Origin of the sequence: Vasconcelosia minhoensis LEGE 07310 (genome assembly GCF_015207255.1) — a bacterium.
Lineage (GTDB): Bacteria > Cyanobacteriota > Cyanobacteriia > Phormidesmidales > Phormidesmidaceae > Vasconcelosia > Vasconcelosia minhoensis.
Window position 1 is genome coordinate 1 of record NZ_JADEXG010000010.1, and the last position, 13,769, is coordinate 13,769.

Consider the following 13,769-nt stretch of genomic DNA (forward strand, 5'->3'; position numbering starts at 1 on the left):
GCAAGGTCGGGATCATCAGCACGCCGAACCAGCCTACATACAGGCGGTTCTCGGTGCTTGTGACCCACTGACAAAACTGCTCCCACAGTGAAGCGCTGCTGCGCTGCTGTAGTGTCGTTGTCATAATATGGATGATTCCGTTGTTAGTTTTCAGATACAGATAAGCAAGGTAAAGAAAATTTGCTCAGCTGTATGAGTAATATTATCTCAATTGCTTAGTTTTGTAAAGTTTTCTCGCATCGTCTTCAGATGGCACCAGCCAGATACTCCCCTGGCGCACGATCGCGATCGCGCCTCCTGGAAACGGATCGGTCTGGCTGCCGTTAGGGCTGTTGGCTAGGGCGCTGAGCTTTTCGACCTGGTCAAAGCTGGGCGATTGGTTTAGAGCCGCTTGTAACAGCCGGCGACAGAGGCGGCGTCTGAGGGCCAGAGGGGCCTGCTGGAGTACCGACTGGCTCATCTCCCAGGCCGATGGCTGGGTATGGGGGGTCACGGCTCGCTCGTACCAGCCATCGGTTTCAGCGTCTAGATAGGCCACTTCGGCGGTGACGATCTCTGCGGTCTGGGCCAGGGCTCGCTCAGCCTGCGGGTTGAAATGCTGGCGGATATAGGGCAGCAGCTCCCGGCGCAGGCGGTTGCGGCGAAAGCCCAGGTCCTCATTGCTGCTGTCTGTCCAGATTGGCAGGCCTTGCTCCTGGCAGAAGCAGCCGGTTTCCTGGCGGGTGAAGGCGAGCAGCGGGCGCACTAGGGTCAGATGGGGCGCAGTTGGACTCAGCGATCGCGTCCAGGTCAGGGACTGGAGGCCATCTAGACCGCTGCCGCGAATCAGGTTATAGAGCGTAGTTTCGGCCCGGTCGCTGGCGGTGTGGCCGGTAACGATAGTGCTGTAGCCGTGCTGCTGAGCTAGGGCCTCAAAGGTCTGATAGCGCCAACGTCGGGCGGCTGCTTCGCTAGCGGGCGGCACCTTAGCAGTCTCAACCCAAACCGGCAGCTGCCATTGTTGCGCCAGGCCGACGACATGGGCCGCGTTGGCGGCTGAGTCCGGGCGCCAGCCGTGGTCGCCATGGACGATCGCTAGCCGCCAGCCCCAGTGCGGCTGCAGGCCCATCAGGAGCTGTGCCAGGCAGAGCGAGTCCTGCCCGCCGGAGACGGCTATTAGGATCGAGCTTTGACGGGGCAGCAGTGCCCGTGTTTTCAGCTGTCGATGCAGTCGGGCCTGGAGCGGATGCCAAGGTTTCATTACGCTGGTTTGCTGAACCCTTTAAACCAGGGGTAGATTGGCCTGATAGGGATTGACAATGGCCCGTGTGTCCGCCAATCATTAATCCCTAAGGTCAATAGTGATCTAATATGTCAAAGTTCGCTGCCTGACAGACGATGACCGCTGGGAATCGGCCGATGATTTCAGACTCCTCTTATTATATGCAGATCGGAAATACTGGGCACACCAGGGATACTGGGGATGCCGCTGCGGATGCCAACGGGAATAGATTAGAGGTGGGTGCTGGCGATCAAATCTACCACGGCGTATCGGCTGAATCGGCTGAATTGATAGATGACGGGGAGCCCATCGATATCGAGGCGACAGAGGATTTCATCTTGGAAATTGAGTCCAATTTGGATGACGCTGAGTCGCCAGAGACGAAATCTGAGAACAATCCCAATCTTCAGGTGCAGTTTAAGAGCGATCGCGGTCGGCTGCTTCTCCTCCTGCCCCCCGACCCCGATAATAGCCGCAACCCGGTCAATAGTGAGGAGCTGAGGCACCAGCTGAGACAGCGACTGGACGCCAGCGAGCGGTTTCTCCAGCCCCATACGCCGGTGCATATGATTGCCCGCGATCGTCTGCTCGACAGCCGCCAGATTCAAGATATCGACGACATGCTCGGAACGGCTAATCTGCCGCTGAAGCGAATCTACACCAGCCGTCGACAGACGGCAGTAGCGGCGGCAACGGCGGGCTATTCGGTCGAGCAGCAGACTGCCCTATCCTACCTGGGCCAAACCCAGACGCCCTCCGGCCAGGTTTTAGAAGAGCCGCTGTACCTACAGTACACGCTGCGGTCTGGGGTAGAAGTGCGACATTCCGGCACGATTATTATCCTCGGCGATACCAACCCGGGCAGCTCAATTGTCGCAGAGGGCGATATCTTTGTCTGGGGAAGGCTGCGTGGCGTTGCCCATGCGGGCTCTGGCGGCAATATCGACTGCCGGATCATGGCCCTGTATATGCAGCCTACCCAGCTGCGAATTGCCGATAAGGTTGCTCGCTCCCCCGAACAGCCCCCCGCCCAGTATCGGCCAGAGGTCGCCTATGTTGGCCCTGAAGGAATTCGCATTGCCGTTGCTGACGAATTTGCCCAGGTATACCTGAACGCGCCGATGGCGCAAGATAATGCATAGACCATGAGCCGTATTATTGTCATGACCTCCGGTAAAGGAGGCGTTGGTAAAACGACCTGCACCGCTAACCTAGGGATGGCCCTGGCCAAGTCGGGCCAGCGCGTTGCCGTAATCGATGCCGATTTCGGTCTGCGTAACCTGGATCTGCTGCTGGGGTTAGAAAATCGGATTGTCTACACGGCGATCGATGTCTTAGCGGGTGAATGTCGGCTCGACCAGGCGCTGGTTAAGGATAAGCGGCAGCCCAACCTAGCGCTGCTGCCGGCGGCTCAAAACCGCTCTAAGGAGTCGATTAAGCCCGAGCAAATGCAGCGACTGGTGAAGGCCCTAACCAAGGTCTATAACTTTATTTTAATTGATAGCCCCGCCGGGATTGAGATGGGATTCCGCAACGCGATCGCGCCCGCCCGCGAAGCGATCATCGTTACCACGCCGGAGATTTCTGCCGTTCGAGACGCCGACCGGGTGATTGGGCTGCTTGAGGCGAACGACATTAAAGCTGTGCGGCTGATTATTAACCGCTTGAGACCCGCTATGGTAGAAGCTGGGCAGATGATGTCCGTAAAAGATGTCCAAGGTATTCTGTCGATTCCGCTCTTAGGCGTCATCCCCGACGACGAGCAGGTAATCGTGTCTACCAATAAAGGCGAACCGCTAATTCTAGAGGAAAAGCTTTCTCTGGCAGGAATGGCCTTCGCCAACGTCACCCTGCGCCTCCAGGGTGAAAAAGTGCCCCTAATGGATCTGAGCGCGCCGCCAGAGGGTTTCTTGACCCGTCTGAAGCGGCTGTTTGATCCCTAGACTCCGGTGACACTCCCTAACCCATGAGCTTTCATGACAATTCCCGTAATTAGCGATCTGATCGACCGGCTCTTTAGTGGTCGCACGCAGCACAGCCGTGACGACGTCAAGCGCCGATTGCAGATCGTCCTAGCCCACGACCGGCTTGACCTGGATCCGCAGACGCTCGAACGCATGCGTCAGGAAATTATACAGGTCGTCTCGCGCTATGTTGAAATCGATTTTGAAACGCTGGAATTCTCCCTGGAAACCGACCAGCGTGTCACGGCTCTGATTGCCAACGTGCCGATTCGGCGGATGCGGCCCCCAAATACGGCTCCCGACAGGCCGATCGATGCCGAATTAGAGGCGGCTGATATTGAGCTCGATCTGAGTGACGGCGACATTCTGCTTCGTGATGAAACTGAAGAACCGACGCCGACGCTGCCACGGAGCAAAGAATTCGTTGTGATCGATGATCCCGACGGTCGCCACGATAAGGCGTTTTAGTCGCTGTGTTGGCGGATGTACTCATAGATGGCGATCGCGGCTGCCGTGTGGACGTTGAGCGAGGCGACCTGACCAAACTGGGGAATTGCGATCGCGTCGTCACAGCATTGTTCTAGCTCAGGTGGAATTCCAGTCAGCTCTCGCCCCAGCAGCAGCACCGATTTTTGCCTAAATTCATAGGCGGGCAGGTCATGCTGTCCTCGCGGACTCAGCCCCACCAAACGATAGCCGCGAGCTTTTTGCGCTATGAGCCAGCTCGCCAGCTGCTCGGGCGGGCAGGTCGCCAGCGGCTGCCAGCGCTGAGCCGAGACGGCAACCTGGCGGAACGTCCAGGATTCGGCCATCGCCAGATCGGGCAGTACCAGGCACTCGAGCCGAAAAACTTCCGCCGTCCGACAGAGCCCGCCCAGGTTCAGCGAATTTTGTACTAGGCTGGCGCAGACAATCAGCCCGTGGCGTGGTAGATGATCGGAGAAAGTCATGGGGAGAGCGACAGATGCAGCGAGTTAAGCTGACGGTTCATGGGCGGGTGCAGGGCGTCGGGTATCGCTACCACACGCAACAACAGGCGCAGCAGCTGGGTCTGGTAGGCTATGTGCAGAACCAGTCCGACGGCACGGTAGAAATTGTCGCCGAAGGAGATGCAGCGGCGATTCAGCAGCTGCTGAGCTGGACACAGCAGGGGCCGCCAGCGGCCCGGGTTGAGCGGGTGGAGTCAGAAGCACTCGCGGCGGGGCAGCCTTTTAGCGCGTTTGAAATTTCGAAATAGCAAATTTGGAATGGGTATCTTGAGGTAGATGTCTTCGGGTACCTTACTATGTCTGCCACAGCCATTTTGCGCTTTGTCCTGATTGGGCTGTCGCGTTCGTCGCGATCGTCGTCTGGCAGAGCTATAACTGCCGGGTGACGCTGCCAATCGCTACCGCAACGCCTATACTCAGATCGACGTGCAGTTCCAGCGCCGCTAGACCGGATTCCCAACCTGGTGGAGACTGCCAAAGGCTACATGCAGCACGAGCGCGAAACGCTAGCGGCGTTGATCAATGCGCGAAATCAGGCGGTGAGCCCCAAGCTCAAGCAGTCGCGGGTCGATGCCTGCGCCCATATGGTTTTGGTAGACCAGCAGGGGACTGACCGGGAAGCCGAGCTGCTGCGGGCGATCCTGATTGCCCTGGGCTACCCGATGCCGCCTTTTCTCAAAGTCCTTGCCTATAACTTATTCCCGTGCCGTTTGGAGCTTCCAAATCAGGCTAGAAGCAGAGTTGGTGGTGATATGGGCGATCACCGGCACCAGCAGGTTCCCAGTCATGAGCGCACTCAGCGCCAGAATCAGGCCGATACCTGAGGCCCAAACGACGTAGGGCCACTGCCGCCAGCCGGTCATGTGCAATACGCCGAAGCATAGGCTCGACACGATGACGCCCGTTGCATTCAAACCAATTGCAGGCAGCATCACACCGCGAAATAGCAGCTCCTCACTCAGGCCAGGCAGGAGTCCCATCCAAAGCGCGTCAGCGGGCAGTAAGGGAGCTAGGACAAACCTGAGATAGAAGTCAGCGCTGCGCCGGTAGGCTGGCCAGATTTGGTAGACTGCGGCACTCGCTAGAGAAATGCCTGCACCGACGGCTAGGCCCAACGCGATCGCAATCGGCTGCACCACCAGCGGCAGCTGCACCGTGCTGTCAAACAGCAGCCACAGTCGAGCAATCACCAACAGCACGATCGCCGTCACTGCCATCGCTACCAGCAGCTGCACCCGGCTCAGCGGCTCAATTTCGGGACTCTGGGAGGGGGGTTGGTTCACAGCGGACCTACAAGAACGGCGTTTGGAAGCTGCTCATATTTTATACGTCCGGCTCTAGCCCTGGTGACGGGGAATCAACTGGCAGGGCCGCTTGAGCTGAGACCCGACCTGAATTTAGGCCCAAAGCCGTGTTTTCACAAAATCTTCATTGACTATTTTTGTCGCCCGATTTTATATCAGCAATGAGTATATTGTAGAAGACTGAATCTCTAGTGATTAAGTCAACATTTACATTCATAAGGTTTTCATGATTCATCGCATTTGGGAAGGTTCATCTGCCAGTTTGTACGGACAACTTACTTTTGGGTAGAGACGTTGTTGCCCGTATTTTCCTATTTTTAGTACTTCGGGCTCTTCGGCTCTACAGCCATCAACTTTTTTAGCTGTTATTTTAATTCGAGCGCCGGGTTCCTTTATTAGTAGGGGATAGCGCCGCCTTCGTTTACTCAGTCATTTTCTGAAATTGCGAAATTAGCTCTGTTCCCTCAGTGTTTAACCCTCTAGGAAGCAAGTTTTGAATATGGCTGGCTCGACTAAAACAAACAATCCGCTTTCAGCAGAAGTTGGCCTCTACGAATGCGAGGTTCGATTAAAAGTTCGAATCATCGAAGAGCGGCAGCAGGTGATGGAGAATCAGGACGAGCTGCTGCCCCTGCTGCTGGACGCCCTGAGCTACGGCAGCGACGAATATCTGGAAACCCTAGACAGTCAGGTCGCCATAAAACAAATGGATGAGGTGCAGGCGACGCCAGAGATGAGACGGCAGCTAATCCGCCTGCGCAACTCGAAATCCCTACTGTAGGCCTCATCTGGAGTTCGCCGGAAAAAACTGCTCCAGGTTTGACAGGTTTTCCAATTAGCCGCTATATTGGTTAAGGTCAAAAGCCTATGCCCCCATCGTCTAGAGGCCTAGGACACCTCCCTTTCACGGAGGCGACGGGGATTCGAATTCCCCTGGGGGTATTGATTAAAAGAGCTGCACCCATCAGCCTCAATCTAGATAATGACTAGATAGTGACCCCACTGTGAAAATTATTTCACTAGGCTGGGCTGAACTGCGCGATCGCGTGCTGCCGGATGGCCACTAGATTTTCCGTCAGGTTGTGGCAGAGGTGCCGCTCGATCAGCTTGGCTGGCATCGCTCGCGGTGGCTGGACCACCAGGTCGTAGGAGAGCCGGGTGGCGGACAGGCCGCCTACCTCTGCTGGCGAAAGCCGCCAGGCCCCGTCGAAAGCTTTGAAGTCGCCGCTGACCAGCGAGAAGCTGAGCTCCTTTGGGAAAGACTCGGACATATCAATCACGACGCGGGCGCAGAACTTGATGTTCAAAAAGCACTGGGCGCCAATTTGCTCCAGCCGGATGCCGCCCTCCGGGTGGGGCAGTCGGCGGCTGGTGGTTAAGTTGGGAATGAAGTCGGCCAGCCGATCGTAGTCGGTCAGCACCTGCCAAACCTGCTCCAGCGGCTGAGGAATGGTGATAGCCGCCAAAATTCGCCGCTGCCGGGCGGGTAGCTTTTCCGTCGTGATATCGACCCGGTCCAGGATGGCGGGATCGATGCCTAAATACTCAGCCGTCAGGGCCTCAGCTGGGGGCTGAGGGGTTAGGTCTTCAGGAGCGGAGTTTGGAACCATAACACACCTGCTATGCCATTCGTAGAGCCGTTGGTAGACTCCTTGGATTGAGTAGACCCTGAATGAGGAGTTCAGCTCACTATTCTAGCGGATGACTGAAGCTTCCCCAAGTCATCTTGCTACAGTGTGCCCCGCTAAAGTCACAAGACCGCAGCGATATCAGTATCAGGCGGACTCAATATCAGGCAGGCTCGAGGCGAACGAATAGTAAATTTGTATGCTGTTACCCTTCAGAACCTGCTATAACCTTCAAAAGGCAGCGCTGTAAAACGTCCTATGGCCCAGTTGGCAACTTCCGAGTCGGTGGTGATCGGTACGGTCAAAGGACCGGGGGAAAACGGCAATCAGTATGTGTTCATCACGGCGAATAACCGCCAGGTGAAGATTGGCGAATTTGTCTTTTATGACGTGACTGCGCCCGACAGCCCATCCCAAACGCTGCAAATTTTAGGTAAAATCTCCGCCCGCCGCCTGACCGAACATCTGCCCGACCGAATTTTTGCCGATACTGAAATTAGCCCAGACGCGATCGCGGCCCTAGTCGGCTTTGTCCATCCCAGCCCCGAGCTCTACGAAGTCACCGTCGATGTGATCGGCTATTTTCACCCGGCTCTGGGTTTTATCAACCCCCGCCTCACCCCCGACCCCGGCGCTAAGGTCTATATTACCGACGATGACACCCTGCGCCAGGTGGTGAATAAGCGGCAGCCCGGCGAGGTGGGCTCGGCCCGGGTGGGTTCGCTGCTGCTGCGGCCAGGCGGCGCGGTGCCGGTGGCGCTGGATGTGAAAGAGCTGGTCAGTACGCACATGGCGATTTTGGCCGGCACCGGCTCGGGCAAGAGCTACACGGCTGGGGTGCTGATCGAGGAATTCTTACAGCCTTACAATCGGGCCGCGGTGCTGATTTTTGACCCCCATGGCGAATACGGTACGCTGGCTGAAATGCGGGGCCACCCGGCCTTTGCTACCGCCGATGGCTATGCTCCCAAGGTGAAAATTCTCACCCCCGACGACATCTGCATCCGGATTTCTTCCCTCGACTATTACGACGTGATGACCCTGCTGCCGGAGATGAGCGATCGCCAGCAGTCGATTCTAAATAAGGCATTTACCCTCCTGAAGCGACATCGCTCCGGCGAGTATCGCTGGAACGTCGACGATCTGATTGCCGCGGTGAATGAGGCCGACCTCTCCGTCGATGACGAGGGCAATGAAAAAATCGGCTCCTCCGCCCCGGCCATCACCTGGAAGCTAGAGCGCTTTGCCCGCTCGCCCTACTTCCACCAGATGAATCATTTAGCGCCGCGCGACCTGTTTGAACCAGGGCAGGTGACGGTGCTACAAATGAACGAAATTAGCCAGGAAGAGCAGCAGGTGATCTGCGCGGCGGTGCTGCGCCAGAGCTATCAGGCCCGGATGAATACGGCCAAGGAAAAGCTGACTGAAGCCGATGAAAACTATCTGCCCTATCCGATTTTTACCCTAATTGAAGAAGCCCATCGCTTTTGCCCGGCTCACGAACCGGCTCGCTGTAAAGCAATCCTGCGCACCATCCTGAGCGAGGGTCGCAAGTTTGGCCTGGGGGTAGGGCTGATTACCCAGCGCCCCGGCAAGCTGGACTCGGACGTGCTCTCCCAGTGCATGAGCCAGTTTCTGATGCGGATTGTCAATCCGGTCGATCAGGAAAGCCTGAAGTACGGCGTCGAAGCGGCGGGGCGCGACCTGCTGAAGGAGCTACCCGCCCTGACCAAGGGGCAGGTGATTATTTCTGGGGCCTGCGTAAATACGCCGGTGCTCTGCCAGGTGCGCCAGCGGCTCACCCGCCACGGCGGCGAAACCCTGAACGCGCCGACCGCTTGGCAGGACTATTTTCAGCAGCACCGGCAGCGATCGCAGCAATTGCGGCAGGCCCCGGTGGCAGCGCGATCGCGGCCCGAGACCGTGGGCGGCCTTAGTATTGAGTGAGCATTGAGCGAGGCCTGGGCGAGGTTAAAGCGCAACGGCTAGAGCTTGGACTGCTTGAGGGCTTCCTGGCTGTTGGCTCGGTAGACTTTCACCCGGTCCTGGGCGATAGCGTAGCGATCGCTCTCAGGGGTGACTTCGGCCATTAGGTCAGAGGCGCGCTGCCAGCTCGCAGCTAGCTCCAACCACTCAGCCGCCGTAGTAGCCGTCTTGCCGCGAGCAGAAGTCGCCTCGGCCAGGCGTACCGCGTCGGCGAAGGGGTCTGCGGGCGGCGCGGTCTCAGCTGGGGCTGGCGGCGCCGGAGGAGTAGCGGCAGCAGGTTCGGACGGCGCCACTGTCGTTGCGAAGGTTTCGGGCGCGGCAGCCGGTTCTGTCCCAGGTTCCGGGGGGCGTTCGGGCAAGGCTACGGGCGCGACCGGTGCCTCGGTGACTTGGGTAGGCCCGCTGCGGCCTGCCCAAACTGCGGCTAGCAGCAGAGCCGCTGCCGTGGTGCCAGCTATGCCAACCATCAGCGGCGATGGTCGGCCCGGCTGGACTGGCTGCCGCTGGCCCAGGCTGACCTTAGACGGAGGGGCTTTTGAAGGTGGCTGTAAGCGCCGGAGCAGGTTGGGCTGCTTCAGGGTGATGATCTCAGACCACAGCAAAAAGCGCTCGGGGTCACGGCTAATTTCCTCCAGCCAGAGCAGCTGATGCTCGCGCACAATGCGGCTGTTGACGTTGACTTTGCGGATGCGGTGCGGCGCGATCGCCTCTAAAATCTGCTGCACTCGCTCTACAACGAAGGACTTTTCGAGCTGCTCAGGTGTCTTGGCTTCGCATAGCAGTTGCAAAATGCCATCTGAAAACATCGCCCGAGTACGAATGCCGCTGTCGGCCAGCCGCTCGTTGAGAATTTGAATAATGGCCGCAACGCTTCCCTGACGGGCTTGCCCGAGAATATCATTGGCGGGATTAGTCATATAAAAACCTCTGCAAGTCAGTCAAGTGAAACGATCTAGGTACCTGTCAGTTGATGATTCAGTTGAACAGCAGGGGGCAGTTTCTCGACGGTCTCGACAGGAGCAGTGAGACGGATATTGGAACAGGGCGGTTTCGTGCCTCTATTCTTATAAAGGAAAATTGAGAATAAAGGAAATGTGAGACGGGGTAAAGCAAGCGCTATATAAGATTATGCCGGGCCAATGGCTGCAAGTGCGAACAATCGTTAAACCGGCGGATGATCTGGGCTTCTGGGTTAAAGCGGTTTTCGCTGTCAGTCAACGTTCTGCCTGGTTCTGCGAGCCAGAACTCAAACAGGGCGGTATTGGGAATGGTTAATTTCCAGGTGAGATCGCAGCCCAGCAGCACCGCAATAATCTGCTGTAGGATGCCCCCGTGGGAAATGGCCCAAACTGTCTCGCCCGGCTGGTGGGTCTGCAAAATCTGCCTTACCCACTTTGCCGCTCGGGTGTGGGCGGCGCTGAGCGTCTCGGCCTGAGGCACCGGCAGCCAGTCTAGCGATGCCATCAGCCGCTGGCATAAATCCGGATGGCGATCCATCGCTTCGGCCCAGGTCAGGCCCTGAAAGATCCCCGCATGCAGTTCCTGTAGCTGGGCCTGCTGATAAACCGGGCAGTCGTGCCCGGCTGAGCGCCAGGGCTGGGCCAGGGCCTCTAGCGTCTGCACTGCCCGCAGCAGGGGACTGGTATAAAAACAGGCGGGCGGAGCCTGCTGCTGATAAAGGACCTGACTTAGCCGCTGTGCCTGCTGCTGTCCCAGGGGCGTTAGGGCGGTTGAGCTTTGTCCCTCCATCCGAGTCGCCGCGTTACCGGCTGACTGGGCATGGCGCAGCAGCAGCAGTTTCAAATAGGTCATCGGTTCGTCAGCAATTCCGCTAGCAGAGCGTTTACAATAGGTCGCAGAGCCTTTAAGTTTACTGGTGAGCGACTGCTGATGCTGCTAAAATCCACGACCCGTCATGTCCATATCTTTGCAGCAGAGGTTAAAGATAACGAGCTGATCCCCAGTGACCAGGTGCTAACCCTCGACATTGACCCAGACAACGAGCTGAACTGGAGCGATGAAGCGCGGCAAAAGGTCAACGCTGAGTTTGACCGGCTGGTCGGCAACGCTAAGGGCGAAGCCCTGACCGACTACAACCTGCGTCGGATTGGGTCCGATTTAGAACATTTTGTCCGAGGGCTGCTCCAGTCTGGCGAGATCAGCTACAACCTGAAAAGCCGTGTCTTAAACTACAGCCTGGGACTGCCCCGGGTTACCTCCGATCAGCCTACCGCTTAACCGTTTAGCCTATTCTTCCCTGTGGGTGAAGCGTCCGTGATTACCTGCCCCAACCCCAGCTGCCAGGCCGCCAATCCCGAGGATAGGTCTGCCTGCCAGGTCTGCGGGCTGGCGCTGCCGCATCGCTATCTATGGGGGGTTGGGGCCGGGGTCAGCGGCCTCCATCCGGGTGCTATCCTGAACCGCCGCTACCGGCTGGTCCAGTCCCAAATCTTTCTCGATACCCGGCCTGGCCAGCCGCCCGAATCTCCCCAGGAGCTGCCGCCGGAGTTGGTCGCCTATCTTCACCTAGCGGCCTATCCGCTGCAGGTGCCCCGCCCCTACGCGGCCTTCGCGACGGCGGCGGGAGATTGCCTACTGCTGGAGGATAGCGCGATTGCGACGACTGCTAACCCAGTCGCCCTGCTGCCGACGCTAGCCCAGAGCTGGCTGGACGCGCCACCCCTACGACAGCTCAACTGGCTCTGGCAGATTGCCCAACTCTGGCAGCCGTTTCAGGCTCAGCAGGTGGCGCAGACGCTGTGCCAGCCCGAGCTACTGCGGGTAGACGGCTCGACCCTACGGCTGCGGCAGCTTCAGGCTGGCGCAATGCCGTCGCTAGGCCAGCTGGGCCAGTCCTGGCTGGACTTAGCAAAAGCCGCTCAACCCGCGATCGCGCCGTTTCTAAAAGCGCTGATTCAAGGCATGCAGCAGTCCTCGCCAGAGCAGCTCGAACGCCAGCTTCAGCAGGCCCTGGAGATCTGCGCCCAGGGTCAGAAGATGGTCTATGACCTGGCCGTTTATACCGACCAGGGGCCGTCGCGGCAGCGCAATGAAGACGCCTGTTACCCCGCTAGCGGTACAGTGCAGCAGCTTGAGGTCTCGCCGCCCGCCCAGCAGTCGCTACTGCTGCTAGTCTGCGACGGCATCGGCGGTCACCAGGGCGGGGATGTCGCATCTAAGCTGGCGATCGCAGTCCTGCGGCGGCATCTAGAACCCGTCCTCAGCTCGCTTGCCGCTCCGGCTCACGCCATTGACCTGGTGCAGGCTCTGGAAGAGGCGATCGCGGCGGCCAATGATGAAATTTCCGCGCAAAACGATCGCTCCCAGCGGCAGGCGCGCGATCGCATGGGCACTACGCTGGTCCTAGCGTTGGTCCATGGCTCCTACCTCTACCTCGCCCATGTGGGTGACAGCCGCGCCTATCGAATCAGTCACCAAAGCTGTCAACAGGCCACCCTGGACGATGACGTGGCGGCCCGAGAGATGCGGCTAGGCTACGGCTTCTATCGTCAGGTCCTCGATCATCCCGGCTCGGGTTCGCTAATCCAGGCGCTAGGAATGGGACCTGCAACAGCCCTTTATCCAACTGTCCAGCAATTTATCCTAGACGCAGACAGCGTCTTTCTACTCTGCTCCGACGGCCTTAGCGACCATGACCGAATCGAGCAGTTTTGGCAGCAGGAGCTGCTGCCTGTCGTTGCGGGTCAGCAGACCGCCGCCGCCAGTGCCCGACGGCTGGTGCAGCTGGCCAATCGGTACAACGGCCACGACAACGTCACCGTAGGAATTCTCCAGGTGCGAGTCAGGCAGCCCTCGACCCGAGCGGTGCCGGCTTCAGTCGTGGGGAGCAAGGTTCAGATTGACGCTGACCCGGCGCTTTTCACTCCGCCCTTGACCGAGCCCGCTGCGGCGACCCAGCCCAGTCTAAAAGCCGAACTCGGGCCTGATTACAGGACCAAGGCGTCTACCCGTCGATTTCCCTTGTTGCTGAGCGGATTAGTCCTGTTAGCCATCTTTGGGGTGGCGGGCTGGGTGCTTTGGGGAGCTGGGACCGAGCGGCTAGCTCGCCAGCTGCCTCAGTCCGATGGTGCTGATCCGCTCGTGGAACCTGGCGCTACTATGCCACCCCCTAGCCTGGAGCGCGACTCCTTTGTTCGGATCCAGCAGTCTACGGCTGCCGCAGAAGGGTCATCGCCGCCGCTACTAACCCTCTATGACAGCTTAGAGGCGGTGTCTCAGTCAGCGTCTCAGTCCGCCGCCGTCCCGGCCCAAGGCACCCTACCTGCTGGCAGTATTGTTCAGATCCTGCATAAACCGTCCGGTGCTGACCAGCAGCGCTGGGTACGAATCAAAGTCTGCTCAGTTTCTACAGATACCTCACTGGCCGCGCCGCCGATGGAATCTGGGCCGACCCCGCTACCGACCCCAGCCACGCCAGCGACGAATCCGGCAGCCTCACCGACTCCAGCTGACTCAGCAGTTTTTCAGCCAGGGGCCGAAGGCTGGATTCAGGAGTCCCAGGTCGCCCCCATCGCCGTCAAGGTGGAGGGTCTGCCGCGGTCGCAGCAAGGTATCTGCCGTCGCTAGCTTTGCCTGCTAATCCGCTTCCTAGCGCCCGTCATCCCTTCCTGTCAAGC

General features: G+C 58.5%; 13 protein-coding genes, 1 tRNA gene and 3 pseudogenes. 10 read left to right on the forward strand and 7 right to left on the reverse strand.

What is annotated here, in order from left to right:
• Together IQ241_RS06005 and tilS are read right to left on the reverse strand one after the other, a co-directional pair.
• Positions 1 to 124: pseudogene (locus IQ241_RS06005) on the reverse strand (photosystem II q(b) protein); the annotation flags it as partial.
• A gap of 78 nt (positions 125 to 202) precedes the next feature.
• Positions 203 to 1,240, reverse strand: a complete 1,038-nt coding sequence (gene tilS, locus IQ241_RS06010; RefSeq protein ID WP_193905516.1) for a tRNA lysidine(34) synthetase TilS — start codon at positions 1,238 to 1,240, stop codon at positions 203 to 205.
• Positions 1,241 to 1,497: 257 nt separating this feature from the next.
• Between tilS and minC the strand changes: the two genes are divergently transcribed.
• The 3 genes and pseudogenes from minC to minE all read left to right on the forward strand — a co-directional run.
• Positions 1,498 to 2,403 (forward strand): septum site-determining protein MinC, encoded by a 906-nt coding sequence (gene minC, locus IQ241_RS06015; RefSeq protein ID WP_322743589.1) that lies wholly within the window; start codon positions 1,498 to 1,500, stop codon positions 2,401 to 2,403.
• 3 nt (positions 2,404 to 2,406) lie between these two features.
• Positions 2,407 to 3,204, forward strand: a complete 798-nt coding sequence (gene minD, locus IQ241_RS06020; protein WP_193905518.1) for a septum site-determining protein MinD — start codon at positions 2,407 to 2,409, stop codon at positions 3,202 to 3,204.
• A gap of 33 nt (positions 3,205 to 3,237) precedes the next feature.
• Positions 3,238 to 3,510, forward strand: a pseudogene (gene minE / locus IQ241_RS26380) (cell division topological specificity factor MinE); the annotation flags it as partial.
• A gap of 179 nt (positions 3,511 to 3,689) precedes the next feature.
• Here minE and IQ241_RS06030 read toward each other — a convergent pair.
• Positions 3,690 to 4,175, reverse strand: a complete 486-nt coding sequence (locus IQ241_RS06030; RefSeq protein WP_193905520.1) for a TrmH family RNA methyltransferase — start codon at positions 4,173 to 4,175, stop codon at positions 3,690 to 3,692.
• 14 nt (positions 4,176 to 4,189) lie between these two features.
• On the opposite strand from IQ241_RS06030, the gene yccX reads away from it, so the two are divergent.
• Together yccX and IQ241_RS26385 are read left to right on the forward strand one after the other, a co-directional pair.
• Positions 4,190 to 4,462 carry an acylphosphatase gene (gene yccX, locus IQ241_RS06035; RefSeq protein WP_193905521.1) on the forward strand — a complete coding sequence of 91 codons (273 nt, stop codon included), beginning with the start codon at positions 4,190 to 4,192 and terminating at the stop codon, positions 4,460 to 4,462.
• 145 nt (positions 4,463 to 4,607) lie between these two features.
• Positions 4,608 to 4,759 (forward strand): annotated as a pseudogene (locus tag IQ241_RS26385) (LemA family protein); the annotation flags it as partial.
• A 150-nt stretch (positions 4,760 to 4,909) separates the two neighbouring features.
• Here the strand turns inward: IQ241_RS26385 and IQ241_RS06045 are convergent.
• Positions 4,910 to 5,497: a CPBP family intramembrane glutamic endopeptidase gene (locus IQ241_RS06045; protein WP_322743590.1), complete on the reverse strand. Its 588-nt coding sequence runs from the start codon at positions 5,495 to 5,497 to the stop codon at positions 4,910 to 4,912.
• 520 nt (positions 5,498 to 6,017) lie between these two features.
• Here IQ241_RS06045 and IQ241_RS06050 point away from each other — a divergent pair.
• Together IQ241_RS06050 and IQ241_RS06055 are read left to right on the forward strand one after the other, a co-directional pair.
• Positions 6,018 to 6,299: an Npun_R1517 family heterocyst differentiation transcriptional regulator gene (locus IQ241_RS06050; RefSeq protein WP_193905522.1), complete on the forward strand. Its 282-nt coding sequence runs from the start codon at positions 6,018 to 6,020 to the stop codon at positions 6,297 to 6,299.
• Between the two features lie 88 nt (positions 6,300 to 6,387).
• A tRNA-Glu gene (locus IQ241_RS06055) sits at positions 6,388 to 6,460 on the forward strand.
• A gap of 77 nt (positions 6,461 to 6,537) precedes the next feature.
• On the opposite strand, the gene IQ241_RS06060 is transcribed toward IQ241_RS06055, so the two are convergent.
• The gene (locus IQ241_RS06060) at positions 6,538 to 7,128 is read right to left on the reverse strand and encodes an SRPBCC family protein (protein WP_193905523.1); all 591 of its coding nucleotides are present in this window, start codon (positions 7,126 to 7,128) and stop codon (positions 6,538 to 6,540) included.
• A gap of 276 nt (positions 7,129 to 7,404) precedes the next feature.
• Here IQ241_RS06060 and IQ241_RS06065 point away from each other — a divergent pair, with 276 nt between their 5' ends.
• Positions 7,405 to 9,093 carry an ATP-binding protein gene (locus IQ241_RS06065; RefSeq protein ID WP_193905524.1) on the forward strand — a complete coding sequence of 563 codons (1,689 nt, stop codon included), beginning with the start codon at positions 7,405 to 7,407 and terminating at the stop codon, positions 9,091 to 9,093.
• A gap of 38 nt (positions 9,094 to 9,131) precedes the next feature.
• Here the strand turns inward: IQ241_RS06065 and IQ241_RS06070 are convergent, their stop codons facing one another.
• Entirely contained in the window at positions 9,132 to 10,049 is a 918-nt protein-coding gene (locus IQ241_RS06070; RefSeq protein WP_193905525.1) for a hypothetical protein, read from the reverse strand.
• Between the two features lie 199 nt (positions 10,050 to 10,248).
• Positions 10,249 to 10,944 carry a histidine phosphatase family protein gene (locus IQ241_RS06075; RefSeq protein ID WP_193905526.1) on the reverse strand — a complete coding sequence of 232 codons (696 nt, stop codon included), beginning with the start codon at positions 10,942 to 10,944 and terminating at the stop codon, positions 10,249 to 10,251.
• A 78-nt stretch (positions 10,945 to 11,022) separates the two neighbouring features.
• On the opposite strand from IQ241_RS06075, the gene ndhM reads away from it, so the two are divergent.
• A complete protein-coding gene (ndhM, locus tag IQ241_RS06080; RefSeq protein ID WP_193905527.1) occupies positions 11,023 to 11,370 on the forward strand; it encodes an NAD(P)H-quinone oxidoreductase subunit M in 348 nt (115 codons plus the stop codon).
• A gap of 21 nt (positions 11,371 to 11,391) precedes the next feature.
• Complete coding sequence (locus IQ241_RS06085; protein ID WP_193905528.1) at positions 11,392 to 13,719, forward strand: PP2C family protein-serine/threonine phosphatase; 2,328 nt, start codon at positions 11,392 to 11,394, stop codon at positions 13,717 to 13,719.
• Positions 13,720 to 13,769: the final 50 nt, after the last annotated feature.